The organism is Stenotrophomonas sp. YJH_SMC_64, from assembly GCF_059371375.1.
In genome coordinates this window covers 22,171-48,512 of record NZ_JCAFUN010000024.1, presented here as the reverse complement: position 1 = coordinate 48,512, position 26,342 = coordinate 22,171, and the positions used below count along the sequence as shown (strand labels likewise).

Sequence of the window (26,342 nt, the reverse complement as noted above, 5' to 3'; positions counted from 1 at the left end):
TCGACTATGGACGGTCAAACGGGCATTTTTATGGTGGTTCATCCGGGCTCTTTGGGGTCTGGAGAGGTGTGGTAACCACCATTTTCCAAAGATGTCCCGGATGAACAACGTACAGAGAGATCACAGTTAGTCGACTGCTCTACTGCCAGTCGACCAACAGTCGACTCTACAGGTCGGGATTACTTCTTTTTGACCGGGGCCGGCGCGGTGGTGGCCGGGACCGGCTCGCCGCCATGGCGCTTGGTCATCCACCACTGCTGCAGCAGGCCCAGGCCGCCATTGACCACCCAGTACAGGACCAGGCCGGACGGCATGAAGGCCATCATGACACCGAACACCAGCGGCATGAACTGCATCATCTTCTGCTGCATCGGGTCCATGCCCGGTGCCGGGGTCAGCTTCTGGGTGAACCACATCACTGCCACGTTGATGACCGGCAGGATGAAGTACGGGTCGCGTGCGGTCAGGTCCTGGATCCAGCCGAACCAGGGCGCTTGGCGCAGTTCGACCGATTCGACCAGCACCCAGTACAGGGCGAAGAAGATCGGCATCTGGATGAGGATCGGCAGGCAGCCCCCCATCGGATTGATCTTTTCCTTCTTGTACAGCTCCATCATCGCGGTCTGGAACTTCTGGCGGTCATCGCCATAGCGTTCCTTCAGCTGCGCGATGCGCGGCTGGAAACGACGCATCTTGGCGCCGCTCTTGTACTGGGTCGCCGACAGCGGGTACAGCACCAGCTTCAGCAGCACCACCAGGCCGACGATCGCCCAGCCCCAGTTGCCGACCAGCTTGTGCACCTGGTTCAGCACCCAGAACAGGCCCTGGCCGATCACCGCCATCATCGAGAAGCGGCTGTAGTCGACCACGCGGTCCAGGCCCGGCACGTCTTCCTTGGCGATCAGGTTGACCAGCTTCGGGCCGACCCACAGGCGGGCTTCGGTGCTGGTGGACTGGCCCGGGGCCACGGTGAAGGCCGGGCCACGCGCTTCGATCAGGTCACGACCGGCCACCTGCGACAGCACGTAGTGTGCGGTCTGGTCCTTCTGCGGGATCCAGGCGGTGAAGAAGTGGTGCTGCAGCATCGCCAGCCAGCCGCCGGTGATGTTCTGGTTCAGCGTGCCGTCTTCCAGGTAGTCCTTGAACGCACGACGCTGGTACTTCTTGTCGTTGTCGTACCAGGTGGCACCGTTGAAGCTGAAGGAATCGGGGTTGGTCATGCTCCGGGACAGGATGGTCGGGGTGCGGTCCAGGGTGCGGTAGACGTAGCCGTTCCACGGCGCGGCGCCAGCGTTGCTGACTTCGTCCTTGAAGCGCACGGCGTACTCGTTGCGCGAGACGGTCAGGGTGCGCTTGATGGTCACGCCGTTGTCGGCGGTCCACACGAACGGGATCTGCAGCTCGTTCTGGCCCTTGGCCAGCACGAAGTCCTTGGTGTCACCCACCAGCTTGAAGCCGTCGGCGCCGGGGACCGGGGTGTTCCTGTCTTCGCTGGCCCAGCCACTGATCGCGCTGTACGGGTGCGCGGGGTCTTCGGTCAGCAGGCGGACCGGCGGGCTGCCTTCGTCCTTGGTCTGCGGGAACTGCAGCAGCTCGGCGTCGAGCACGCGGCCGCCGTCGAGCACCAGGCGCAGCACGTCGGTGGTGACGGTCACGCGCTGGCTGGCCGGGGTAGCGCTGGCCTGGGCCTGTGCGGCGGCCTGGCCGGGGGCGCCCGGCACCTGGGCGCTGGGGATGGCGCCGGGGTTCGCGCCCGGAACACTCTGTGCGGCGGCCGGGGCCGACGTGGTGGTTGGTGCCGGGGTCGGAGCAGCCTTTTCACGGCTCCACTCCATCCACAGCAGCACGGCCACCATCAGCCAGGCAAAAATGAGGAATACGCGGGTCTGGTTCATCAGCGGACAGGCTCGGCGGGGCCGGGACGCGATGCCGGCTCGGTCAAAGAAGGAGTTGCGATGCCATCAGGCGGCGGCATTGTGCCGTCCACGCCCGGCGTGGGCAATGCACGCAGGCGACGCAGCAGGCGCAGGAAGGCCTGGCGGATCTCGTCGTTGCTGGCGGAACGCGCAGCACTACGAGCCACGACGACAAAGTCGCCTGGCTGGATGTCGGTACGTGTCTGACGCAGGATGTCGCGCAGGACGCGCTTGATCCGGTTACGCCCGACGGCGTTCGGATCAACCTTGCGGGAAACCGCCAGACCCAGCCTGGCCGGCCGGTCAGCCGGCAGCCAGTGCAGGGTCATCAGCGGATCGGACACACGGCGGGCGCCGTTGAAGACCGTTGAGTATTCGGCACGCGTGCGAACCCGCGCAGAGCGAGGGAATCGCTTGCGCGGGTCTGCAGTATTCACTGTCGAAGGGATTGCGTCTGCCGCGGGGTGCGGCATGGCAATCAGGCGCTCAGGACTTTGCGGCCCTTGGCGCGGCGACGCGACAGGATCTTGCGGCCGTCAGCGGTCTTCATACGGGCACGGAAGCCGTGGTCGCGCTTACGCTTGAGGTTGCTGGGCTGGTAGGTGCGCTTCGTGGCCATTGGGGGCCTCTCGTATGAATGGGACGGAAAGAACCGGAAATTCTAGAGAGGTACCCTGCCCCAAGTCAACCCCTGGCAGCTACGCGAATTCACCGGGCTGTGCAATAGCTGTGGATGTTTTTGTGAATAAGTAGGGGACAAGCATTCCGAAGGCGGGCGCTCGGTGGTAGTCTGAGCCATCCATTTCCCCCCCTTTCAGGCCTGTGTTTGGGCGCCTTGTCGCGTCCATGCCCCGGCCACCGGACGATTATTGCTGATGGATGCTTGGTCCCGTAGTCTCGAGCGCCTCGAAGCGGAGTTCCCGCCGGAAGACGTTCATACCTGGCTGAAGCCACTGCAGGCCGATCTGCGCGTGGACAGCCTGGTGCTGTATGCACCGAATGCCTTCATCGTCGACCAGGTCCGCGAGCTATACCTGGCCCGGATCCGCGAACTGCTGGCGCACTTCGCCGGTTTCAGCGACGTTTTTCTTGAAATCGGCTCGCGCCCGCGCCCTGTGGAGGCGCAGAACGCGCCGGTTTCCACGCCGTCGGCGCATGTGTCCAGCGAACCGCAGGTGCCGTTTGCCGGCAACCTGGACAACCACTACACGTTCGCCAACTTCGTCGAAGGCCGCAGCAACCAGCTGGGCCTGGCCGCCGCCTTCCAGGCGGCGCAGAAGCCGGGCGACCGCGCGCACAACCCGCTGCTGCTGTACGGGGGCACCGGCCTGGGCAAGACCCACCTGATGTTCGCCGCCGGCAACGCCATGCGCCAGGCCAATCCGGGCGCGAAGGTGCTGTACCTGCGTTCGGAACAGTTCTTCAGCGCGATGATCCGGGCCCTGCAGGAAAAGACCATGGATCAGTTCAAGCGCCAGTTCCAGCAGGTGGACGCGCTGCTGATCGATGACATCCAGTTCTTCGCCGGCAAGGACCGCACCCAGGAAGAGTTCTTCCACACCTTCAACGCGTTGTTCGATGGCAAGCAGCAGATCATCCTGACCTGCGACCGCTATCCGCGCGAAGTCGAGGGCCTGGAAGCGCGCCTGAAGTCGCGGCTTGCCTGGGGCCTGTCGGTCGCGATCGAACCGCCGGACTTCGAGACCCGCGCCGCGATCGTGCTGGCCAAGGCACGCGAACGCGGTGCCGAGATTCCCGATGATGTTGCGTTCCTGATCGCCAAGAAGATGCGCTCCAACGTGCGCGACCTCGAAGGCGCGCTCAATACCCTGACCGCCCGCGCCAATTTCACCGGCCGCGCGATCACCACCGAATTCGCCCAGGAAACCCTGCGCGACCTGCTGCGCGCCCAGCAGCAGGCGATCAGCATTCCCAACATCCAGAAAACCGTTGCCGACTACTACGGCCTGCAGATCAAGGATCTGCTGTCGAAGCGTCGGACCCGCTCGCTGGCACGCCCGCGCCAGGTCGCCATGGCCCTGACCAAGGAACTGACCGAGCACAGCCTGCCCGAGATCGGCGATGCCTTTGCCGGTCGCGATCACACCACGGTGCTGCATGCCTGCCGCCAGATCCGGACCCTGATGGAAACCGACGGCAAGCTCCGCGAGGACTGGGACAAGCTGATCCGGAAGCTGAGCGAATGATGCACGGATGCCGATGAGGCGTCATCGCACAAAACGGTGCAGAATCCGGTAGCAAGCGCGGGACACGTTGTGGATAAAAATGGCGTTTGAAATCGCGTCGGTTTTATCCACAGCTTTCCCCCCCCCCTGGGGGTCGGTAATACAGAGGGTTTCGATGCCTGAAATCCTTTTATTTACAAAGACTTAGCGTTGTTTTCCAGCGATTCTGTCTCTACCAGCACCACCAAGCTTTTGATTTATTCCACATTTTTTAAAGCATAGGGGCACGGAACCACATGCGTTTCACACTGCAGCGCGAAGCCTTTCTCAAGCCGTTGGCACAGGTCGTCAACGTGGTCGAACGCCGCCAGACCCTTCCGGTTCTGGCCAATTTCCTGGTCCAGGTGCAGAACGGCCAGCTGTCGCTGACCGGTACCGACCTGGAAGTGGAGATGGTGTCGCGGATCGCGGTTGAAGATGCCCAGGACGGCGAAACCACCATTCCCGCCCGCAAGCTGTTCGAGATCATCCGCGCCCTGCCCGACGGCAGCCGGATTACCGTCTCGCAGACCGGTGACAAGATCACCGTGCAGGCCGGCCGCAGCCGCTTCACCCTGGCCACCCTGCCCTCCAACGACTTCCCGTCGGTGGACGAAGTGGAAGCCACCGAGCGCGTGGCCATCGGCGAAGCAACCCTGAAGGAACTGATCGAGCGCACTGCGTTCGCGATGGCCCAGCAGGACGTGCGCTACTACCTCAATGGCCTGCTGTTCGACCTGCGCGGCGATGCGCTGCGCACGGTCGCCACCGACGGCCATCGCCTGGCCCTGTGTGAAACCGATCTGGCCAAGCCCAGCGGTTCCAAGCGCCAGATCATCGTGCCGCGCAAGGGCGTGACCGAACTGCAGCGCCTGCTGGAGAGCGGCGATCGCGAGATCGAACTGGAAGTCGGCCGCAGCCACGTGCGCGTCAAGCGCGACGATGTCACCTTCACCTCGAAGCTGATCGACGGTCGTTTCCCGGATTACGAAGCGGTGATTCCGATCGGTGCCGACCGCGAAGTGAAGGTTGATCGTGAAGCACTGCGTGCCTCGCTGCAGCGCGCCGCGATCTTGTCCAACGAGAAGTACCGCGGCATCCGCGTGGAAGTCTCGCCGGGCAACCTGAAGATCAGCGCGCACAACCCGGAACAGGAAGAAGCCCAGGAAGAGATCGAAGCCGACACCACGGTCAGTGATCTGGCCATTGGCTTCAACGTGAACTACCTGCTGGATGCCCTCTCCGCGCTGCGCGATGAGGAGGTCATCATCCAGCTGCGCGATTCCAACTCTTCTGCGCTGGTTCGTGAATCCAGCAGCGAGAAGTCGCGTCACGTGGTGATGCCGCTGCGTCTCTGACAGCAGCCTGTTCCACGTGGAACCGAAGGACGCCCGGGATCTCCCCGGGCGTTTTTTTTTGCAGGTTCCACGTGGAGCATCGGGGATCGCGGAATCTCCAGGTCTGGGCGAATGTCTTGCTCGAGATTGCTGCTTGCCGATTGTTCTTGGTTGCCCCTCCGATGCAATCGGCCCTGCGCGTTAGGAATCCAGGTTGCTGACCTGGGCGCTGCCCAGCCAACTTCGGTCGAGTACGCAGTTCCGGGTCTTCAGCCTGATTGAGGGTGACCCGATCTGGTCGGATGGATGAAGCGGATCGCATCCGCTATCGCAGTGGTTGCTTCATCTGCAGACATCACTGTCCACAGGGTTGGTTGGGGCCGGATCAGAGCTGGCCTAGCTTCTAAATCTGGGTATAAATCTAAAGCATGGTGGTGATGGTGGGCCCAGATTTCGTGGAAAAATGCATTATCCAATTGATTTTCAAGAGATTTATGGAGCTGAAACCCCCTGTATAGAGGCCCCTCAGGCTGGGGGGGAACCTGTGGATAGTTTGGCAGGTCGGGCAAAAGGGCTTTTTTATCCACAGTTTGCCCATACCTTGTGTATAAGTCATACAGACCCGCTGTGGACAGCGTGAAACGAACGGGCTGAATTCTTTGAAATCTGTGGAACCCTCCACGGCATCGCATCGTAGATTTCAAGAAATCCGCGCGGTGTTCGCGCAACCCACCGTCGAGGGCACCTGGCGATGCTCGCGGAATGAGGCTGAAATCGCTGAAATCTGAAGGCCTGTACCCTGCGCCGCCGCTCAGAATTCAAGGATTCCCGGGCATATCCAGACCCAGGCGAGCCCAGATGAGGGAGCGCCACCACGTGGAACACGCGTAGGGTTGCCAGGCGGAGGCTTCAGCACAGTGGCGATGTCTGGCGCGCCACGGCTGGCTTGACCGATGCAGTAAGCTGATGGATTCCCTGCCCCACTACCGCCTCGTGCGGATGGTCTTTCGCGCCCCATGCTTATCCGCCGCCTCGCCCTGCACCAACTGCGTCGCTTCAGTGCGGTGGACCTGTCGCCCCAGCCTGGATTGAACCTGCTGACCGGCGACAACGGTGCCGGCAAGACCAGCGTGCTCGAAGCCCTGCACCTGATGGCCTACGGGCGCAGCTTCCGTGGCCGAGTGCGTGACGGTCTGGTGCGCCAGGGCCAGGAAGCGTTGGAGATCTTCGTGGAATGGGACGAACAGCGTGGCGATCACCCGCCGCACCGCCGAAAGGCCGGGCTGCGCCACAGTGGCCAGGACTGGAAGGGGCGATTGGACGGTGAAGACGTCGCGCAGCTGGGCAATCTCTGCGCAGCGCTGGCCGTGGTGACGTTCGAGCCGGGGAGCCATGCACTGGTCAGTGGGGGTGGCGAACCCCGCCGGCGTTTCCTCGATTGGGGCTTGTTCCACGTGGAACCGGATTTTCTCTCCCTGTGGCGCCGCTATTCCCGGGCGCTGAAGCAGCGCAATGCTCTGCTCAAGCAGGGCGGGCCGTCGCGGATGCTCGATACCTGGGATCACGAGCTGGCCGAGGCCGGGGAACCGCTGACCAGCCGCCGTCAGCACTACCTGGAGCGTCTGCAGCAGCGCACGGTGGCCTTGGCCGCCAGGCTGGCTCCGCAACTCGGCATCCAGGGTCTGGAACTGAGCCCCGGTTGGCGGCGGCATGAGCTTCCCTTGGCCGATGCCCTGCTTCTGGCCCGCGAACGTGACCGGCAGGCCGGCTATACCTCGGTCGGCCCACACCGGGCAGACTGGAGTGTGGATTTCCACAGCATTCCGGGCCGTGATGCGTTGTCCCGTGGTCAGGCCAAGCTGACGGCATTGGCCTGCCTGCTGGCGCAGGCCGAGGACTATGCGGAACAGCGCGGCGAATGGCCGGTGATCGCGCTGGACGATCTGGCCTCGGAGCTGGATCGCACCCATCAGGCGCGGGTGCTGGAGCGCCTGCTCAATGGGCCGGCACAGATCTTCATCACCGCTACCGAAACCCCGGCGGCGCTGCTGGACCTGACCCACATCGCCCGGTTCCACGTGGAACATGCACAGATCATGGCTGTGCCATAGTGGGCACACCAGGGCCGCTCGACCCCGGCTGGTATAATTCGGGTTGGAATCCTTTCATTCTCGGCACATCGCTCCAAGCGGTGGCCGACCTGCGGAGCCTACGGCAAGCGCAATGAGCGACGAACAGAACACCCCGGCAAACAACGGCAATTACGACGCCAACAGCATTACCGCCCTGGAAGGCCTGGAGGCTGTCCGCAAGCGTCCCGGCATGTACATCGGTGACGTGCATGACGGCACCGGTCTGCACCACATGGTGTTCGAGGTCGTCGACAACTCGATCGACGAAGCGCTGGCCGGCCACGCCGACCACGTTGCGGTGACGATCCACGCCGACGGTTCGGTCTCGGTGTCCGACAACGGCCGTGGTATCCCGACTGGCAAGCACGAGCAGATGAGTGCCAAGCTCGGTCGCGAAGTGTCTGCAGCCGAAGTCGTCATGACCGTCCTGCACGCAGGCGGCAAGTTCGACGACAACAGCTACAAGGTTTCGGGCGGCCTGCATGGCGTCGGCGTCAGCGTGGTCAACGCGCTGTCGCAGAAGCTGCTGGTGGACGTGTTCCAGAACGGCTTCCACTACCAGCAGGAATTCAGCAACGGCGCCGCAGTGACCGCGCTGGCCAAGCTGGAAACCACCACCAAGCGCGGCACTACCGTGCGCTTCTGGCCGTCCACCGTCGCCTTCCACGACAACGTGGAGTTCCACTACGACATCCTGGCCCGCCGCCTGCGCGAACTGTCGTTCCTGAACTCCGGCGTCAAGATCGTCCTTGCCGACGAGCGTGGCGACGGCCGTCGCGATGACTTCCACTACGAGGGTGGCATCCGCAGCTTCGTGGAGCATCTGGCCCAGCTGAAGACGCCGCTGCACCCGAACGTCATTTCAGTCACCGGCGAGCACAACGGCATCGTCGTGGATGTGGCGCTGCAGTGGACCGACTCCTATCAGGAGACGATGTACTGCTTCACCAACAACATTCCGCAGAAGGACGGCGGTACCCACCTGGCCGGTTTCCGCGGTGCGCTGACCCGTGTGCTCAACAACTACATCGAGCAGAACGGCATCGCCAAGCAGGCCAAGATCAACCTGACCGGCGACGACATGCGAGAAGGCATGATCGCGGTGCTGTCGGTGAAGGTTCCGGACCCGAGCTTCTCCAGCCAGACCAAGGAAAAGCTGGTCAGCTCCGACGTGCGTCCGGCGGTGGAAAACGCCTTCGGTGCGCGCCTGGAAGAGTTCCTGCAGGAGAACCCGAACGAAGCCAAGGCGATCGCCGGCAAGATCGTCGACGCCGCGCGCGCACGTGAAGCGGCGCGAAAGGCCCGCGACCTGACCCGCCGCAAGGGCGCGCTGGATATCGCCGGCCTGCCGGGCAAGCTGGCCGACTGCCAGGAAAAGGATCCGGCGCTGTCCGAACTGTTCATCGTCGAGGGTGACTCGGCAGGTGGCTCGGCCAAGCAGGGCCGCAACCGCAAGAACCAGGCGGTGCTGCCGCTGCGCGGCAAGATCCTCAACGTGGAACGCGCGCGCTTCGACCGCATGCTGTCCTCCGACCAGGTCGGCACGCTGATCACGGCGCTGGGCACCGGCATCGGCCGAGACGAGTACAACCCGGACAAGCTGCGTTACCACAAGATCATCATCATGACCGACGCCGACGTCGACGGCGCCCACATCCGCACCCTGCTGCTGACGTTCTTCTACCGTCAGATGCCGGAGCTGATCGAGCGCGGTTACGTCTACATCGGCCTGCCGCCGTTGTACAAGATCAAGCAGGGCAAGCAGGAGCTGTACCTGAAGGACGACCCGGCGCTGGACAGCTACCTGGCCAGCAGCGCGGTGGAAAACGCTGCGCTGGTGCCGGCCACCGGCGAGCCTGGCATCGAAGGCCTTGCGCTGGAAAAGCTGCTGCTGGCCTACGCAGCCGCGCTGGATTCGATCGAGCGCAACGCACATCGCTACGACCGCAACCTGCTTGAAGCGCTGGTCGATTTCGTGCCGATGGACCTGGAAAGCCTGCGCGCTGCCGGCGAAGGCGAGGGCCTGGATGCACTGGCCAAGCGCCTCAACCAGGGCAGCCTGGGCAGCCCGCGTTTCACGCTGGAACTGCAGGAAGCCAACGACGAGCGCCCGGCCGCTGTGCTGGTGACCCGTCGCCACATGGGCGAACAGCACATCCAGGTGCTGCCGATGTCGGCCTTCGAAAGCGGCGAACTGCGCGCGATCCACCAGGCATCGAAGCTGCTGCACGGTCTGGTCCGCGAGGGCGCGACCATTTCCCGCGGTGCCAAGTCGATCGAAGTCGACAGCTTTGCCAAGGCACAGAACTGGCTGCTCGAGGAGGCCAAGCGCGGCCGCCAGATCCAGCGATTCAAGGGTCTGGGTGAAATGAATCCGGAGCAGCTGTGGGACACCACGGTGAACCCGGAAACCCGCCGACTGCTGCAGGTGCGTATCGAGGACGCTGTCGCAGCCGACCAGATCTTCAGCACCCTGATGGGCGATGTCGTCGAACCGCGTCGCGATTTCATCGAAGACAACGCGCTGAAGGTCGCAAACCTGGATATCTGACACAATCGGGACACGGCCGGCGCGCGGGGAGGCGCGCCGGCCTTCGACTCTTGAACACAGGTACCTGATGTCAGCATCCGCCCCGGTCTCCGCTCCGCCCCCGGTTCCGCCGGCTTCTGCCGCGCCGCGTGCCGTTTCGCCGTTGGCGGGGTTCTTCATCGACCTGGGCATCGCCGCTGTCACCCTGTTCGGCCTGAGCCTGATCAGCGGCCTGCTGTGGGGCCTGTACCGTGGCGTGGTGGTTGGTTACGCGAACGCGCAGGCTGGCGCTGGCGCACCCGACGCCAGTTCGGTCGCGGCGTCACTGGGCCAGCCCGGCGCGCTTGCGCAGATTCTCATGGCACTGTTCGCCACCGGTGGCGCCGCGTTGCTGCTGTACTTCTGGCGACGGCCGGCCAACGCCGCCGAGCGCCACGCCTCGCGCCAGGCGCTGCGCCGCCCCTCCACCTGGGGCTGGACCCTGCTGGTGGCGACCCTGATCGTGCTCGGCAGCAACGGCATCGCCTTCCTGGCCAAGCAGGTCGGCGTCGAGCCGGTCCCCACCAATCTGGCGCTGATGCAGAGCGCGATCGCACGTTTCCCGTTGTTCCTGGTGCTGTTCGCGGTGGTCCTGGCGCCGGCCTACGAGGAACTGCTGTTCCGCCGCGTGCTGTTTGGCCGCCTGTGGCAGGCCGGGCGGCCAGGGTTGGGCGTGGTACTGAGCAGCCTCGCGTTTGCCCTGATCCATGAGATCCCTGGCACCAGTGCCAATGGCCCGGCCGAAATCGCACAGCTGTGGCTGGTCTATGGTGGCATGGGGGCCGCGTTCTGCTGGCTCTACCGGCGCACCGGCACGTTGTGGGCGGCGATCACCGCCCATGCGCTGAACAATGCGGTCGCCCTTGCCGCGATGGTGTTCCTGGGGTCAACGTAACGCCGCGTCCGCTTGACGAAAGATTAAGCCGCTACGCTACACACTCCGCATATGAACACGGGGGAGTTTCCATGAAACAACTGCTGCTGGCCCTTGTCATCACTACCCTGGTCAGCGCCTGCGCGACCACCACCTCCCCTACCGGTCGCCGGCAGATGGTGGGCGGCGTCTCGCAGGCGCAGCTGGACCAGCTCGGCGCACAGGCGTTCGCCGAAACCAAGCAGAAGGAAAAGATCAGCACCGACGGCCGCCAGAACGGTTACGTGCAGTGCGTGGTCAACGCCCTGGTCGCGCAGCTGCCAGCTCAATACCGTGGCGTACGGTGGGAGACGGCGGTATTCGTCGACAAGGAACCCAACGCCTTCGCCCTGCCCGGCGGCAAGGTCGGCGTGAACACCGGCATCTTCACCGTGGCCAAGAACCAGGATCAGCTGGCTGCCGTGATCGGCCATGAAATCGGTCATGTCATCGCCCGCCACCACGAAGAGCGCATCACCCGCCAGATGGGTGCGCAGACCGGGCTGGCCGTGCTCGGCGCGCTGGCTGGCGCAGCCTACGGCGAAGGTGCTGCCAGCACCGTCAACCAGCTCGGTGGCATGGGCGCGCAGACTGCCTTCCTGCTGCCGGGCTCGCGGACGCAGGAAAGCGAGGCTGACGTGATCGGCCAGCGGCTGATGGCCCAGGCCGGATTCAATCCGGCGCAGGCGGTCGACCTGTGGCAGAACATGATGGCCGCCAGCGGCGGTCGCAGCCCGCAATGGCTGTCCACCCACCCGGATCCGGCCAACCGGATCCAGGAACTGCGACGTGATGCCCCGGGCCTGACGCCGGTCTATCAGCAGGCGCAGGCGGCCGGGCTACGGCCAAAGTGCGGATGAGTGCGCAGTTCTATGCTGTATTGCAGCACATAAAACGATTTCTCACGCCATCTGTTTCTGATACGTTTGGCGGCTCAGATTTTTCTGACAGTCCGACTTTGCCGCTAACCGGCGGTTCGATCGAGGTGAACGATGATTTTCCGTAACCACAAAGCTGTGCTTTCCGTCCTCGTCGCGACCGCCCTGACCGGCGCCGTGGTCACCGATGCCTTCGCGCAGTCCTCGCGTTCCTCCGAGCGCGGCAACCGTGGCGGCAAGCAGGCCAAGGCCGAGGCGCTGTACCCGAACGCGACCCGCCAGGAGCCGATGGTCAAGGCTTCGGCCAAGATGGGCAGCAAGCTGCAGAAAATGATCGACAGCTACAACAAGGAAAAGTTCCCGGAAACCCGCACCCAGGCCGACGCCATCCTGGCTGACAGCGCCGCGAACGAGTACGACAAGTCGCTGGCCGCGCAGCTGGCCTCGCAGGCTGCCTACCAGACCGATGACGCCCCGGCTGCCATCGCCTACCTGAAGCAGGTCCTGCAGTTCAACGGCCTGGACAACAACGGCCACTTCCAGTCGATGCTGATGCTGGGCCAGTTGCAGCTGCAGGAAGACCAGACAGCCGAAGGCCTGGCAACCCTCGACAAGTACTTCGCCGAGAGCAAGTCGACCAAGCCGGAAGAACTGATCGCCAAGGGCCAGGCGCTGTACCAGCTGGAGCGCTACCAGGAAGCGATTCCGGTGCTGAAGCAGGCCATCGCCGGCTCCGCCGAACCGAAGGACAACTGGAACCAGCTGCTGATGGCGGCCCTGTCCGAAGCCGGCCAGTCCGGCGAAGCGGTCAAGGAAGCCGAGGCGCTGGCCGCCAAGAACCCGAACGACAAGAAGGCCCAGCTGAACCTGGCCAGCATGTACATGCAGGCCGACCAGATGGACAAGGCGGCCGCGGTGATGGACAAGCTGCGCAGCAGCGGCCAGCTCACCGAAGAGCGCGAGTACAAGCAGCTGTACTCCATCTATGCCAACACCGACAAAAAGGAAAAGGACGTCATCGCGGTCATCAACGAAGGGTTGCAGAAGGGCATCCTGAAGCCGGACTACCAGGTTTACCTGGCGCTGGCCCAGTCCTACTACTACTCCGACCAGGTGCCGCAGGCGATCGATGCGTGGCAGAAGGCTGCCCCGCTGTCCAAGGACGGTGAGACCTACCTGAACCTGGCACGCGTCCTGCATGCCGAAGGTCGCATCCCGGAGGCCAAGCAGGCCGCCCAGCAGGCGCTGGCGAAGGGTGTGAAGAACCAGGCTGATGCCAAGAAAATCATCAACCTGAAGTAAGTAGGAATAACGCCTGAATGCCTGCCCAGTTGATGCGCAGGCGCTCAGGATTGGTATAAGCTTGGAGGTTCCTGCGGTGTCATGCACCGCTGATCAGGGATTCCGCCCCCGGCATCCCGGCCCCACTATTGAGCTCTTGGCGCATGACGGAACAACTAGTCGTTCACCGGTACGAACAACCCGATGACAAGGGGCTGAGCTGGCCTCGCATCGTCGGCATCGCGTTTGTAATTGCCCTGCATCTGGCCGCCTTCATGATGCTCCTCATTCCCGCCGTGGCTCCCAAGGCCGTGGCTGAGAAGGAGCGCAACGTCATGGTGACCATCGTCGATGCGCCGCCGCCGCCGCCCCCGCCGCCGCCGCCGCCGCCGACCGATACTCCGCCGCCGCCGGTGAAGAATCTGTCGCCGCCGAAGCCGTCGCCGGTCCCGCCGCCGCCGCAGGCGCCGGTCGTGGACGTGCCGGAGCCGCGCCCGAGCGATATCGTCACCCCGCCGTCGCCCCCCGCGCCGCCGGCACCTGCGACCTCGATCGAGGCCAGCGTGGACATCTCGTCGAAGGCCATGAATCCGCCGCGCTACCCGCCGGCCGCCTTCCGCGCGGGTATCCAGGGCGAAGTGATCCTGATCATTGATGTCGATGCCAACGGCAACGTCACCAATGTCACGGTGGAAAAGTCCAGCCGTAACCGCGACCTGGACCGTGCCGCGATGGAAGCGGCTCGCAAGTGGCGCTTCAACGCCGCTGAATCTGGCGGTAAGAAGGCGGCAGGTCGCGTTCGCGTCCCGGTCAACTTTGCGCTGAACTGATGCGCCCGGGTGGCCGCATGGCCACCCCCGCTCCCGGTTCGATTGTTTAGCTTAGCTACACCCTTTATCACCACACACAACAAAGGTAAGCGTCATGCTGCAGGAAATTTTCATCGCCGCTGCTGCCGGGGGCAATCCGTCCAACGCCCTGTCGCAGATGGGCTTCGAGCACCTGATCCACGAAATGACCACCAAGCCGGGTGATTTCGCGGTTTCCTGGGTCGTGCTGCTGACCCTGATCGCCATGTCGGCCATGTCCTGGTACTGGACCGTCATCAACATCTTCCGTGCGACCCGCCTGAAGAGCGCTGCTGATCGCGTCGTCAGCCTGTTCTGGGATACCCCGAACGCGCAGGACGCCATCCGTGCCATGGAAGAGCAGCCGGCTTCGGAGCCGTTCTCGAAGATCGCCCTGGACGCTGCCCAGGCTGCTGCGCACCACCAGCGCGCTGAAGGCGGCGCCACCGGCGGCGTGGGTGAGAACCTGAGCCGTTCGGAGTTCGTCGACCGTGCCCTGCGTCAGGCCGTTACCCGCGAAAGCAACAAGCTGCAGTCGGGCATGACCCTGCTGGCCACCGTCGGCGCGACCGCTCCGTTCGTCGGTCTGCTGGGTACCGTGTGGGGCATCTACGGCGCCCTGATCAAGATCGGTGCCACCGGCTCCGCTTCGATCGACGCCGTTGCAGGCCCGGTGGGTGAAGCGCTGATCATGACCGCGATCGGTCTGTTCGTCGCGATCCCGGCCGTGTTCGCCTTCAACTTCTTCAGCAAGATCAACAGCGCGACCATCAGCAAGTTCGATACCTTCGCGCACGACCTGCACGACTTCTTCGCCACCGGCTCGCGCGTCCGCTAATTGCGGCGCGCGTCACCCAGCGACGAACGTAAGTAGTCACCAAGATCTAGACGGAGCCCGTTATGGCTTTCAGTAGTGGTAACAGCGGCGGCCCCATGGCCGACATCAACGTTACGCCCCTCGTGGACGTGATGCTGGTGCTGCTGATCATCTTCATCATCACGGCGCCCCTGATGTCCCACAAGGTCAAGGTGGATCTGCCGGAAGCCAACCTGATCCAGAAGCCGGAAGACGCTGAAAAGCGTTCCGGACCGATCACCCTGGCAGTCAAGGAAGACGGCTCGATCTACTGGAACGACGAAGAAATCAACAAGCAGACTCTCGAGTCGCGCTTGGCGACCGCCGCCCAGCAGACCCCGCAGCCGCCGCTGAACCTGCGTGGTGACCGCACCACCAAGATGCGCGTCATCAACGACCTGACCAAGGTCGCGCAGGAGCAGGGCATGCTGGACGTCGGCTTCGTCGCGACCAAAGAAAAGGGGCAATAAGCCATGGCATTCAGTAGTGGTGGTGGCAAGGGCCCCATGGCAGACATCAACGTCACGCCCCTCGTGGACGTGATGCTGGTTCTGCTGATCATCTTCATCGTGACCGCGCCGATCATGACGTACCCGATCGCCGTCGACCTGCCGCAGCGCGTGCTCAACCCACCGCCGCAGCTGGTCGAACCGCCGCCGCCGATCGAACTGAAGATCGACGCCAGCAACCAGGTCTCGTGGAACAACAGCCCGATCAATACCAGCGAGCTGCAGCAGCGGATGGAGCAGGAGGTCCAGCGTGACCCGACCAACCAGCCGGAACTGCGCATCGACGCCAGCCCGGATTCCGAGTACGACGTGATGGCCAAGGTTCTGGCCGCCGCGAAGAATGCTCAGATGAAGAAGATCGGTTTTGTGCAGCAGTAATCGCTACACCGCAACACAACAGTCATGACGCGACTGCAGACGCCCCTGGAGACAGGGGCGTTTTTTTTTATGCCTGCCGGCCTGGACCGCTATGATCGGCGGATGCTCGCCCTCTTCGACTCCCTGCGTCATTGGCTCGACGGCATCGCCCACCTTGGCTCGATCCTGGCGGTGGCCTACCTGCTGTATCTGTTCGCGCTGGCGGGCTGGATCATGCTGCAGAAGCGTGAGCCGGTCGCCACGCTGAGCTGGATCCTGTCGTTGGCGCTGCTGCCCTACCTCGGCTTGTTCATCTACTACCTGCTGGGCCCGCAGAAGGTGAAGCGGCAACGGCTGCGCCGCGGACGCGCACGATCGGGCATGGAGCACTACAGCGATGTCTGCCCACCGGATGCCGACTGCACCGAGCTGGCCAAGATCGCGCAGGCCACCACGGGCCTGGCGCCGAGCAGCGCGACCGAGGTGACCTGGCTGGTGGATGGTGCCGCTACCTACGCCGCTCTGTTGGAAGCGGTGGCGCAGGCTCGCGATCACGTGCACCTGGAATACTACATCTTCAATCCGGACCATGCCGGCACCGCCCTGCGCGACGCCCTGGTCGAGCGCGCCCGTGCCGGCGTGCAGGTGCGCCTGCTGCTGGATGCAGTGGGTTCTTCCGCCCTGCCTCGCCGCTTCCTGCAGCCCCTGATCGATGCTGGTGGCGAGGCGGTCTGGTTCCATCCCCGGCAGTTGCTGAAGCCGTTCAAGCGGCCGTGGTTGAACCTGCGTACGCACCGCAAGCTGGTGATCGTCGATGGCCGGCTGGCCTTCACCGGTGGCATCAATATCACCGACGATGAAGACGAGAGCCGCAAGCCGAACGCCTACCGCGACCTGCACATGCGCATCTGCGGCCACGTCGTGCGCAGCCTGCAGCTGGTGTTCGCCGAGGACTGGCTCTATGCCAGTGGCCAGGATCCCTCGCGCATGGACATTGCCCGTCTGTGGCCGGCTGACATGCCGCTGCGCGGCGATGGTGCGATCAACGCCCAGGTGCTGGTCTCCGGCCCGGACTCGGGCTGGGAAACGATCCACCGCCTGCACGTGGCGGCCATCCAGGAAGCACACGAGCGCGTGTGGCTGGTGACGCCCTACTTCGTGCCGGGCGAAGCGGCGCGGATGGCGCTGACTTCGGCGGCACTGGGTGGACTGGACGTGCGCCTGCTGGTGCCGAAGATGAGCGACTCCTGGTTTGTCACCCAGGCCGCGCGCTCCTATTTCGACGAACTGCTGCACGCCGGGGTGAAGATCTACGAGTACGGCCCGCGCATGCTGCATACCAAGGCTTTCATCGCCGACGACGATGTCTGCATCGTCGGCAGCGCCAACTTCGACCACCGCAGCTTCCGCCTGAACTTCGAGCTGTCGATGATGATCAGCGACCGTGACCGCGTCGCCGCTCTGGCCGGGCTGCTGCAGGGAGAGTTCGACCGCGCCACCCGCGTGCACGACCAGGCTGGCCGTTCGCTGTGGCTGCACCGCCTGCCCGAGGCCTTCGCCCGGCTGGCCTCGCCGCTGCTCTGACGCAGCGCTACACTGCGGCGATCATCCGGGGAGCCCGACTATGTACTGGTTGTACCTGCTGCTGGCGCTGGGCTGTTTCGCCTTCGCCCTGAAGACCCCCAGCGCCGCATTGATGACCCTGTGCCTGCTGGCCGCCCTCGCCTTCCTGCTGGCCTGGGTGCGCGGTCGCTATGTAGCCCGCTTCGGCGACCTTCAGCGGGACCCTGCCACCCTTGTCGATGCCGAGGAGCTGCGCCGCCTGCGCGAGCAGGCCCAGGCCCGCCGCAATGCCGACGCCAACGACCACGATCCGTCCCCTCTTTCCAAGTAGTTCCGTTCCATGACCCAGCTCAGCGTCAACGTCAACAAGATCGCCGTCCTGCGCAATTCGCGCGGCGGCGCCGAACCGGACGTGGTGCGCGCCGCCCAGGCCTGCCTGGATGCCGGTGCACATGGCATCACCGTGCACCCGCGGCCGGACCGCCGCCATATCACCGCCGAGGACGTGCTGGCGCTGTCCACGCTGACCCGCGCGCGTGGTGTCGAGTTCAACATCGAAGGCAACCCGTTCGCACCGCCGCGCGAGGGCTACCCAGGCCTGCTGCCGCTGTGCGCGCAGACCCGCCCGGCGCAGGCGACGCTGGTGCCGGATGGCGATGGACAGATCACCTCCGACCATGGCTTCGACTTCGAGCGGGATGCCGAGCGGCTGCGACCACTGGTCGCCGAACTGAAGGCGATGGGCTGCCGGGTCAGCCTGTTCGTCGATGCGGGCAACCCACTGCTGGAGCAGGCGGCCGACGTCGGTGCAGATCGTGTCGAGCTGTATACCGGCCCCTACGCCGAAGCACACGCGGCCGGCGACGCTGCGGCGATGCTGGAACTGTTCGCCACTGCGGCGCGGCGGGCGCAGGCGGTGGGCCTGGGCGTCAACGCCGGGCACGACCTGTCACAGGACAACCTGCGCGATTTCCTGGCTCACGTGCCAGACGTGCTGGAGGTGTCGATCGGCCACGCGCTGATCGGCGAGGCACTGTATGACGGGCTGGATGCCACCGTGCGCGGGTACCTGGCGTTGCTCTGACCGCTCCCCTGTAGCGTTGAGCCATGCTCGACGCAGCACCGCGCTGAACCCTTCAGGCAGCCGTCGCAGCCATTGAGACGGCTGCGGCGTAACCTGCCGCAATGGGTATCGCGATCAAGGGCCGAGGTTCCACGTCCCACCTTGCCGGGCGCTTTGAAAGCACCGTCAGCGAGGCGGTGGACGACGGCTGGGCGGTCGATGAGAGCGAGGAATTCCTCGCCCCGCGTCTGCGCACTGAAGTACGTGCCGAGACCGCACGCAGCATCATCAGCCGCAACACCTCACCGGACGTCGGCTTCAGCCAATCGGTGAATCCGTACCGCGGTTGTGAGCATGGCTGCTCCTACTGCTTCGCGCGCCCCTCGCACGCCTATCTGAACCTGTCGCCAGGCCTGGACTTCGAGACCAAGCTGTTCGCCAAGACCAATGCGCCGCAGCTGCTGCGCAAGGAGTTGTCGAAGCCGGGCTACGTTCCGCAACCGATCGCGCTGGGCATCAACACCGATGCGTACCAGCCGATCGAACGCAAGTTCAAGCTCACCCGCCAGCTGATCGAAGTGATGCTGGAAACCAGGCATCCGTTCTCGCTGATCACCAAGAACGCACTGGTCGAGCGCGACATCGATCTGCTCGCACCGCTGGCGGCGGAGAACCTGGTCAGCGTGCATTTCTCGGTGACCTCGCTGGACCCGCATCTCTCCGCAAAGCTGGAGCCACGCGCGTCGGCGCCGCATGCACGGCTGCGTGCGATGAAGCGCCTGCATGAAGCGGGCATTCCGGTCGGTGTGATGGTGGCGCCGGTGATTCCGTGGATCAACGACAGCGAGCTGGAAGCCGTGCTGGAGGCCGCGCACGATGCTGGCGCCAGCACCGCAGGCTACGTGCTGCTGCGCCTGCCGCTGGAAGTGGCGCCGCTGTTCCGCGACTGGCTGGACACCCATCATCCAGATCGCGCCGCACATGTGATGAGTACCATCCAGCAGCTGCGCGGCGGCAAGGACTACGACAGCCAGTTCGGCACCCGCATGCGTGGCCAGGGCGTGTATGCCGATCTGTTGAACAACCGCTTCAAGCTGGCGCGAAAGCGTCTCGGCTTCAATGCGCAGAACAGCCATTGGCCGAAGCTGGATTGCAGCCGGTTCGTGAAGCCGCTGACGCCGAAGAAGGATTCGCCGCAGGGAAGTCTGTTCTAGAACGCTGGACCGCTGCCCGGCTTACCGGCAACAATCTGCGCTTGGCCGGATGGCCTGCAAGCCAGGGAGGGATGCAGATGGATGACCCAGGATCCGTGACAGTGCGATGCCGTTCGCTTGACGACGAATCGGTTCGCACATGAAGCGCTCACATGCCTTCAGCTGTGGTGCGTTTCTGCTTTTCTGTGGTACCGATGCAGAGGCTGCCCGTGCGTTTGTGGTTGAAGACGCTGCCATGCGCGACCCCACCTGCCTTACGGTCGAGCCGCGCCAGCGGCTCTTCGCTTGTCACCAGATCGTTGCCGGGGACAGCCGAGTGATCGGGCTGAGACGATTCCGCACGTCGTGGAGGACCGACCGTTCCACCTTCAGCAAGCTCACGATCCAGCTCCCCGCTGATGCGAAAGCAGGCGACCGGTTCTCTGTCCCAAATGATCGAGTACGGATGTTCCATAGCAGAGGGTCCAGCGCGTTTGCCGGAAAGACGGGCTGCTACGCAGTGCCGGTCGCAGGGCAGATTACCGTGGTTTCCGCAGGAGACTTCGGCATCGAGGTCCAGGTCGATGCAACGTTTCGCTCTGCAAGCCCACTGCAGTGGCCGGGAGAGTGCGAGGCACCGACCACAGTGTCAGAGCATCTGAGAGCCAAGCCATTGTCTCTGGAGCAGCTTGATGCATGGACGGGAGTGCATGATCCGGAGGCATCCCCCTTCGAACAGGCACACCCCTCCAGACGTTCGCGCAACTGAATCCGCACGAACGTGCTGTACATGATGAAACGCACTCACTGCTTCCACGCCAGTGGTCTCCTTCTCTACCTTGCGAGCGTGCAGGTGGAAGCTCGCTCCATTCACGAATGCATCATCGTTCCGCAGGCCGCGATCGTCACTGACATGCCGGCTGGCCTGGACGAGTTCGAACAGCGTCTGTGGGTGGCAGATACAGGTCAGAGGGTGCGCAAGGGCACCGATACCCTCCTTCTGCTGCGCCTCTTCTCGGAGTCGCCAGGCGTGATCGACTCCCAGCAGTACATCAAGATCACAGGCAGCTTGAAGCGATACGCGCCCTCGTCGGAAGGGACGCCGGAGGTAGTGGATGCACGCCTCACCAGTGGCGGCGCGGGCTTTGTGCACAAGGGAGACAACTGGCTGTCCGATTCAGTCGACGTAGAACTACATCAGCCGCATGAGCGCGATAATCGGATGGAAGTCAAAGTGACGGCTGTCGGGTGGAACAGTTATCGAAAAGAAGACCGTTCCTTCTATCTCCAGTTCACCTGTCAACTGAAGGAAATCCCTGTCGAGAAGCTCAGTGCCTGGCAAGGAGGAAACGACGATCTCTGGGGATCCTTTGGTCCCACCCGATAGCCGGGTGGAACTGCCTGCATGCAATCACTTCTGCGACGACTGGCAATGCTGAAAATAGAAATTCATTCCCTGAGGTTCTAATCACGACTGGACGAGGATGCGTTCTTCTCCAGGTTGAACCAGATTCCGGGCGTGGTGTCTGTCGAAGGGTTCCTCAGGACGATCAACGTCTCTGTTGATCCGTCGGCTGTGGATGACGAAGATATGAGAGAGTTGATTTCGCTGTTCCAGCGCTATGGAATAGACATGCGCCAGCTGCGGAAACTGGAGACGGGAGAATTCAGCTCATGGATGCGGAACAGATCCGCCTACTGGTTCAAGTCGATGTATCCGGACCCGTGAGCACATGACATGAAGATCATCTACTGGCTGGGCATCGCGTTCCTGTGGATGCTTCCGTTGAACCTTCTGTTGCTGACGGGCGGCAAGCCGATCTCCGGCGACGCGCTTGGAGAAGAAGAGCTCGTTGGTTTCGGTGTGGCGGTGTTCGGCGCTGTGGCAGGCGGGATTCTCTATCGCCGTCGCCCGCGGTAGCGTCGAGCCCGCCCGACTCTATCTGGAGCGAAGTCGAGCAAGCTGGACTCTATTTGCCACGGCCGCTTGCAACAGCCAATCTGAGGCTGATGGCTTTCGGGTTCTGGAAGCTGCAACAGCTAGCATGGAAAGCTTGGAGTTACGCGTACTGGCACCGCGTTCTGAGGGAAAATGCTGCCTCTTCTGACATCGATTCTCGGCGGTAGTACCGCGGAGGCAAGAGCGGAAAGAGGAACCTCATGCCGGTAATCCGTACATGCAAGAAGATCATGATGCCGCAGATGTCGGGACAGAGAGTCTAGACGGCCAGTTGTCGAGCATGGGTCCATGCATTGCACACGGGGGAATGATGAAGTTCATACTTTGGGCACCTGTAGTGATATTTGCCCTGTTGTCGTTGAGAGCAACTGTCTTCGTCGTCTATCAAGGGGTAAGTGGATCTCCTTTCGGGGAAGAGGAAATCACTGTCGCTGGGGTTGGGTTGGTCTGCGGCTGGATTGCCTGGGTCATGTACAAAACCCTGATCAGACCGTGGAGGAAGCCGAAGCCCTAATGTAGAGCTGGAGTTGGTGGAGGTATCAACTATTCCGCCGGCGGTGGAACTTCCACTGAAATTGGTATTGGAATTGGCGGCGGTGCATCACCGGGTGAGCTGTCTAAGAAGGATGGCGATTGGGGGAATGGTTGGTGAAGAAGAAATCATTGGCTCATTTGCTTCTATACGCTGTGATTGCGGCCCTGATAGGCGGTACCTATCTTTCAATGTTTGGATCCATTGGAGGTGGCGATTGGACCGGAAAGCCAACAGAATCAGAACTGCGCGCTGCTACCGAGACCTTTGAACTTCCTTCAGGGAGCCATCCCACGAACGTTAAGTTCTTACCGAAGGTCACGTTCCTGGGGGCCGTCTTCGACGCCGAACTCGAATCTGATCCAGAGCAGATCGCCGCTTTCTTCATCAAACAAGCCGCAGAGAAGCGGTGGCGACTGCAGAAAGACAAACGGCAGCGCCATTACAGATTGATGGTCTTCTGCGAGGATCGCCTGGCGCGCTCGGTAGAGCTGACGACAAGAGGCAGTACGGTGAAGCTCTATGGAGGAACCTACTGGGACTCGGACAGGGGCGGCGACTACTACTGCTCTCCTGAGGCCCGGTAAACCACCGACGGCATAACGAACTTGCCTGGATATCGGCTCCAATCGGGAGGAGTACGATGACCTCACCGTCCCCCAAATAACTTCTGCGCGCTCTGGAACAGGATCCAACTCGTCGCGATGAACTTGTCCCCCCCCTGCGGCCTGTTACCGCGATGGGTATGGGTAAACGCCGTCGGCGCAATCAGCAGGCTGCCGGTGCGTGGTGCGATCTTCCGCCCCTGGAACAGGAACTCGGTCTCGCCCTCTTCGAATTCCTCGTTGAGGTACAGCGTCCACAGCACGTGCCGGTGCAGGGTCTCGGCCTGCGCATCCTTGGGGTACAGCTCGCAGTGCCAGTACGGGTAACCGCCCTCGCCCGCCGCATACCACTGCAGGTTGATGGCGCCCGGGCGCAGGCAGGTGCGGGCCAGGTCGGCCAGCTGCTGCTGCGGCATGTCAGGGAAGTCCTCGGCAGACAGGCGTCGCGGTTGGCCCTTGCTGTCCTGGATCTGCAACATCAGCGGCGCGATCAATGCCTGTGGATAACGGCGTAGATAAGTCAGCAGGCCGTTGAACACCGCGTGCTGCAGCTGATGGTCCACATCCTGCCAGCCATCAAGGCCGCTGATGCGCAGATCCTTGCTGTGCTTGAGTTCCGGGAACACGCCACTGCCCACGGCACCGGGCTGCAGGCCACGCGCCGCCCGCATGCGCTCGACGATCGCCGCGCAGACCTCGCTGGGGACCGCGTTGTGGATGACCTCGATGAAATCGACCGGGCCCTGCTCGTGCATGCGTGCATTCCTTAGGCGGCAACGGCTTGATGGTGCCGTTTGCCGCCCTCGGTGTCACCCCACGGTCATGTCATCGATCTGCCATGACCGTCGTCAGGCAACCGCCAATCAGCCCTGCGCGTCGTCGTGCGCGCGGTGGTAGCGCACGGCTTCGGCCACTTCCTCGCGCGAACCCAGGAACACCGGCACGCGCTGGTGCAGCTGGTCGGGCTGGATGTCGAGGATGCGCTCGCGGCCGGTCCAGGCGGCGCCGCCGGCCTGTTCGACCAGCAGGCCCATCGGGTTGGCCTCGTACATCAGGCGCAGCTTGCCGGCCTTGGATGGATCCTTCTTGTCCCACGGGTAGATGAAGATGCCGCCGCGGGTCAGGATGCGGTGCACGTCGGCGACCATGCTGGCGATCCAGCGCATGTTGAAGTTCTTGCCGCGCGTGCCTTCCTTGCCCGCCAGCAGATCACCGACATAGGCCTGCATCGGTGCTTCCCAGTGGCGCTGGTTGGACATGTTGATCGCGAACTCCTGGGTAGCCGCCGGAATCTGCATGTTCTCGGTGGTCAGCACGAACTCGCCCTTCTCACGGTCCAGGGTGAAGGCGTGGGTGCCATGGCCGACGGTCAGCACCAGCTGGGTGCTGGGCCCGTAGATGCAGTAGCCGGCGGCGATCTGCTTGCTGCCCGGCTGCAGGAAGGCGTCGTCGCCCGGCAGTTCGACATTGGTCGGGCAGCGCAGCACCGAGAAGATGGTGCCGACGGAGACGTTGACGTCGATGTTGGAGCTGCCGTCGAGGGGATCGAACAGCAGCAGGAAATCACCGCGCGGGTAGATGTCCGGCACCGGCTGGCTGTGGTCCATTTCCTCCGAGGCGCACGCGGCGAGGTGGCCACCCCAGGCGTTCGCTTCAAGCAGGATCTCGTTGCTGATCACGTCCAGCTTCTTCTGCGCCTCGCCCTGCACGTTACCGGTACCGGCATCGCCCAGCACGCCACCGAGGGCGCCCTTGCTGACGGCGATGGAGATGCTGGTGCAGGCGCGGGCGACGACCGCGATCAGCTGGCGCAGGTCGGCGTTGATGCGGCCGGCGTGCTGTTCCTGGATCAGGAAGCGGGTCAACGAAGTACGGGACATGAGCGGGCAGGTCTCGGCAGCGGGAAAACGCCTATTGTCGCCCGTATGGCGGGGCCGTGCGTGAGCGCGGGAAGGCGTAATCGTTTCCAGATGCGTTGCGCTCGTGGCGCCTTCCTTTTGTCGAGGCTCACGGGAGGGGGAGGCGATGCAGGACACGCTGCAAGTACGTCCATGTAAGCTCGATGGCGCCTTGCTCGTGTGCGCTGTCCTGCGCACACGGCAAGACCGGGGTGGGGGCGTCCTGCCCAACCCGCCCGAGGCATGCCTCGGGCCCATGGCGCCAACGGTCCTGCATCGCCTCCCCCTCCCGCGCGCTTCAGGGTTCGCCGCGAGCGCGGTGGGAGGGTAAGAACAAAAGCAAAAAACAAAGGCGCCTTTCGGCGCCTTTGTCTTCAAGCTACTGGAGCGTTGTTTCAGCCCTTGGCGACGGTGGCCACGGCCTTGGCGACGTATTCCAGGTTGTTCTGGTTCAACGCCGCCACGCAGATGCGGCCGGTGCCGACGGCGTAGATGCCGAACTCGTCGCGCAGACGCTCGACCTGCTCGCGGCTCAGGCCGGAGTAGGAGAACATGCCGGCCTGTTCGTTGATGAAACCGAACTGCGGCGCGCCAGCGGCAGCCAGCTTCTCGACCAGGCCCTGGCGCAGGGCGTGGATGCGCTCGCGCATCTCGGTCAGCTCCTGCTCCCACATCGCACGCAGTTCCGGGTTGGTCAGCACGCCGGCCACCAGCGCAGCACCGTGGGTGGATGGGCTGGAGTAGATGGTGCGGATCACGCGCTTGACCTGCGACTGCACCGCCTTGGCGTCAGCGGCGGTCGGTGCCACCATCGACAGCGCACCCACGCGCTCGCCGTACAGCGAGAACGACTTGGAGTACGAGTTGGCGACGATGAAGCTGTCGATGCCGGCTTCGGCGATGATGCGCACGGCGGCGCCGTCCTGCTCGATGCCCTTGTCGAAGCCCTGGTAGGCCATGTCGATGAAGGGGAACAGCTGCTTGTCCTTCAGCAGCTGCGCGACCTGCTTCCACTGGGTGACCGTCAGGTCGGCACCGGTGGGGTTGTGGCAGCAGGCGTGCAGCAGCACCACGGTGCCGGCGTCCAGCTTGCCCAGGTCGGCCAGCATGCCGTCGAAATCGACGCCATGGGTGCTCGGGTCGAAGTAGGTGTAATCCAGCACGTCGAAACCGGCGGCGCTGAACACCGCACGGTGGTTTTCCCAGCTCGGGTTGCTCAGCGCAACGGTGGCGTGCGGCAGCAGCTTCTTCAGCACGTCGGCGCCGACGCGCAGCGCACCGCTGCCGCCGACGGTCTGTGCGGTAGTGACGCGGCCGGCGGCCAGCAGCGGCGAGTCCTTGCCGAACACCAGCTCACGCGTCGCCTGCGTGTACGCCGGCAGGCCATCGATGGGCAGGTAGCCGCGCGGTTTGGCCTCGGCGGCGAGCTGCTGCTCGATCTGCTTGACGGCGCGCAGCAGCGGAATGCGGCCGCTCTCGTCGTAGTAGATGCCCACACCCAGGTTGACCTTGGTCGGGCGGCTGTCGGCGTTGTACGCCTCGGTCAGGCCCAGGATCGGGTCGCCTGGGACCAGTTCCACGTTTGCAAAGAAGGACACGGCGGTACTCGTTCGGTAGACGGAAAGGGGGAGGAAGTGCGCTACGCGGTCCGCGGCTTTTCGGCCGGAAACAGCCCATCGTAACAAAGCCTGCCGGGGCTGGCCGCCG

Annotated in this window: 26 protein-coding genes; 19 read left to right on the top strand and 7 right to left on the bottom strand. The window is 63.7% G+C overall.

The features are described from left to right. Nucleotides 1-179: 179 nt before the first annotated feature. From yidC to rpmH, 3 genes are read right to left on the bottom strand one after another with little or no spacing between them, the layout of a single operon-like run. Nucleotides 180-1,895: a membrane protein insertase YidC gene (yidC, locus tag AC5P9L_RS20585; RefSeq protein WP_012481686.1), complete on the bottom strand. Its 1,716-nt coding sequence runs from the start codon at nt 1,893-1,895 to the stop codon at nt 180-182. After that, a complete protein-coding gene (gene rnpA / locus AC5P9L_RS20580; protein ID WP_005411728.1) occupies nt 1,895-2,389 on the bottom strand; it encodes a ribonuclease P protein component in 495 nt (164 codons plus the stop codon). The genes yidC and rnpA overlap by 1 nt, the downstream gene beginning before the upstream one ends. A 5-nt stretch (nt 2,390-2,394) precedes the next feature. Further along, entirely contained in the window at nt 2,395-2,535 is a 141-nt protein-coding gene (gene rpmH / locus AC5P9L_RS20575; protein ID WP_005411729.1) for a 50S ribosomal protein L34, read from the bottom strand. A gap of 256 nt (nt 2,536-2,791) precedes the next feature. Between rpmH and dnaA the strand changes: the two genes are divergently transcribed. The 15 genes from dnaA (at nt 2,792) to AC5P9L_RS20500 (ending at nt 19,661) form a co-directional block, all read left to right on the top strand. After that, the gene (gene dnaA, locus AC5P9L_RS20570) at nt 2,792-4,123 is read left to right on the top strand and encodes a chromosomal replication initiator protein DnaA (protein ID WP_005411730.1); all 1,332 of its coding nucleotides are present in this window, start codon (nt 2,792-2,794) and stop codon (nt 4,121-4,123) included. A gap of 275 nt (nt 4,124-4,398) precedes the next feature. After that, entirely contained in the window at nt 4,399-5,499 is a 1,101-nt protein-coding gene (gene dnaN / locus AC5P9L_RS20565; protein WP_005411731.1) for a DNA polymerase III subunit beta, read from the top strand. 995 nt (nt 5,500-6,494) lie between these two features. Continuing rightward, a complete protein-coding gene (recF, locus tag AC5P9L_RS20560; protein WP_279915871.1) occupies nt 6,495-7,589 on the top strand; it encodes a DNA replication/repair protein RecF in 1,095 nt (364 codons plus the stop codon). A 112-nt stretch (nt 7,590-7,701) separates the two neighbouring features. Continuing rightward, nucleotides 7,702-10,161 (top strand): DNA topoisomerase (ATP-hydrolyzing) subunit B, encoded by a 2,460-nt coding sequence (gene gyrB, locus AC5P9L_RS20555; protein WP_005411733.1) that lies wholly within the window; start codon nt 7,702-7,704, stop codon nt 10,159-10,161. A gap of 67 nt (nt 10,162-10,228) precedes the next feature. Beyond that, nucleotides 10,229-11,074, top strand: coding sequence for a CPBP family intramembrane glutamic endopeptidase (locus AC5P9L_RS20550; RefSeq protein WP_262102011.1), 846 nt, complete (start codon nt 10,229-10,231; stop codon nt 11,072-11,074). A 71-nt stretch (nt 11,075-11,145) separates the two neighbouring features. Then, entirely contained in the window at nt 11,146-11,952 is an 807-nt protein-coding gene (locus tag AC5P9L_RS20545; RefSeq protein WP_005411735.1) for a M48 family metallopeptidase, read from the top strand. A gap of 132 nt (nt 11,953-12,084) precedes the next feature. After that, entirely contained in the window at nt 12,085-13,272 is a 1,188-nt protein-coding gene (locus AC5P9L_RS20540) for a tetratricopeptide repeat protein (protein ID WP_099484091.1), read from the top strand. Nucleotides 13,273-13,415: 143 nt separating this feature from the next. Then, on the top strand, nt 13,416-14,081 hold the full coding sequence (locus tag AC5P9L_RS20535) for an energy transducer TonB (RefSeq protein ID WP_164225556.1): 666 nt from the start codon (nt 13,416-13,418) through the stop codon (nt 14,079-14,081). A gap of 94 nt (nt 14,082-14,175) precedes the next feature. After that, on the top strand, nt 14,176-14,937 hold the full coding sequence (gene exbB, locus AC5P9L_RS20530) for a TonB-system energizer ExbB (protein WP_005411738.1): 762 nt from the start codon (nt 14,176-14,178) through the stop codon (nt 14,935-14,937). Between the two features lie 62 nt (nt 14,938-14,999). Then, nucleotides 15,000-15,425 (top strand): ExbD/TolR family protein, encoded by a 426-nt coding sequence (locus AC5P9L_RS20525; RefSeq protein ID WP_005411739.1) that lies wholly within the window; start codon nt 15,000-15,002, stop codon nt 15,423-15,425. Nucleotides 15,426-15,428: 3 nt separating this feature from the next. Next, nucleotides 15,429-15,842 (top strand): ExbD/TolR family protein, encoded by a 414-nt coding sequence (locus AC5P9L_RS20520; protein ID WP_005411740.1) that lies wholly within the window; start codon nt 15,429-15,431, stop codon nt 15,840-15,842. A gap of 102 nt (nt 15,843-15,944) precedes the next feature. Continuing rightward, a complete protein-coding gene (gene cls, locus AC5P9L_RS20515) occupies nt 15,945-17,405 on the top strand; it encodes a cardiolipin synthase (RefSeq protein WP_049460375.1) in 1,461 nt (486 codons plus the stop codon). Nucleotides 17,406-17,445: 40 nt separating this feature from the next. Then, on the top strand, nt 17,446-17,715 hold the full coding sequence (locus AC5P9L_RS20510) for a hypothetical protein (protein ID WP_012478631.1): 270 nt from the start codon (nt 17,446-17,448) through the stop codon (nt 17,713-17,715). 9 nt (nt 17,716-17,724) lie between these two features. Then, entirely contained in the window at nt 17,725-18,468 is a 744-nt protein-coding gene (locus AC5P9L_RS20505) for a pyridoxine 5'-phosphate synthase (protein WP_062606453.1), read from the top strand. A 101-nt stretch (nt 18,469-18,569) separates the two neighbouring features. Then, complete coding sequence (locus tag AC5P9L_RS20500; RefSeq protein WP_049450315.1) at nt 18,570-19,661, top strand: PA0069 family radical SAM protein; 1,092 nt, start codon at nt 18,570-18,572, stop codon at nt 19,659-19,661. 148 nt (nt 19,662-19,809) lie between these two features. On the opposite strand, the gene AC5P9L_RS20495 is transcribed toward AC5P9L_RS20500, so the two are convergent. Further along, entirely contained in the window at nt 19,810-20,115 is a 306-nt protein-coding gene (locus AC5P9L_RS20495; RefSeq protein ID WP_138970112.1) for a hypothetical protein, read from the bottom strand. Nucleotides 20,116-20,430: 315 nt separating this feature from the next. Here AC5P9L_RS20495 and AC5P9L_RS20490 point away from each other — a divergent pair, with 315 nt between their 5' ends. The 4 genes from AC5P9L_RS20490 (at nt 20,431) to AC5P9L_RS20475 (ending at nt 22,719) form a co-directional block, all read left to right on the top strand. Further along, on the top strand, nt 20,431-21,027 hold the full coding sequence (locus AC5P9L_RS20490) for a hypothetical protein (RefSeq protein WP_223846461.1): 597 nt from the start codon (nt 20,431-20,433) through the stop codon (nt 21,025-21,027). Nucleotides 21,028-21,141: 114 nt separating this feature from the next. Beyond that, nucleotides 21,142-21,369 (top strand): hypothetical protein, encoded by a 228-nt coding sequence (locus AC5P9L_RS20485; RefSeq protein WP_062606456.1) that lies wholly within the window; start codon nt 21,142-21,144, stop codon nt 21,367-21,369. Between the two features lie 9 nt (nt 21,370-21,378). Continuing rightward, nucleotides 21,379-21,561 carry a hypothetical protein gene (locus AC5P9L_RS20480; protein ID WP_223846460.1) on the top strand — a complete coding sequence of 61 codons (183 nt, stop codon included), beginning with the start codon at nt 21,379-21,381 and terminating at the stop codon, nt 21,559-21,561. 687 nt (nt 21,562-22,248) lie between these two features. Next, entirely contained in the window at nt 22,249-22,719 is a 471-nt protein-coding gene (locus AC5P9L_RS20475; protein WP_197633364.1) for a hypothetical protein, read from the top strand. A gap of 62 nt (nt 22,720-22,781) precedes the next feature. Here AC5P9L_RS20475 and AC5P9L_RS20470 read toward each other — a convergent pair whose 3' ends face one another. The 3 genes from AC5P9L_RS20470 to AC5P9L_RS20460 all read right to left on the bottom strand — a co-directional run bounded on the left by AC5P9L_RS20470 (nt 22,782) and on the right by AC5P9L_RS20460 (nt 26,233). Then, nucleotides 22,782-23,492, bottom strand: a complete 711-nt coding sequence (locus tag AC5P9L_RS20470; protein ID WP_024958796.1) for a 2OG-Fe(II) oxygenase — start codon at nt 23,490-23,492, stop codon at nt 22,782-22,784. 108 nt (nt 23,493-23,600) lie between these two features. Beyond that, nucleotides 23,601-24,617, bottom strand: a complete 1,017-nt coding sequence (locus AC5P9L_RS20465; RefSeq protein ID WP_043035283.1) for a class 1 fructose-bisphosphatase — start codon at nt 24,615-24,617, stop codon at nt 23,601-23,603. A 413-nt stretch (nt 24,618-25,030) separates the two neighbouring features. Further along, nucleotides 25,031-26,233: an amino acid aminotransferase gene (locus AC5P9L_RS20460; protein ID WP_005411770.1), complete on the bottom strand. Its 1,203-nt coding sequence runs from the start codon at nt 26,231-26,233 to the stop codon at nt 25,031-25,033. Nucleotides 26,234-26,342 lie beyond the last annotated feature (109 nt).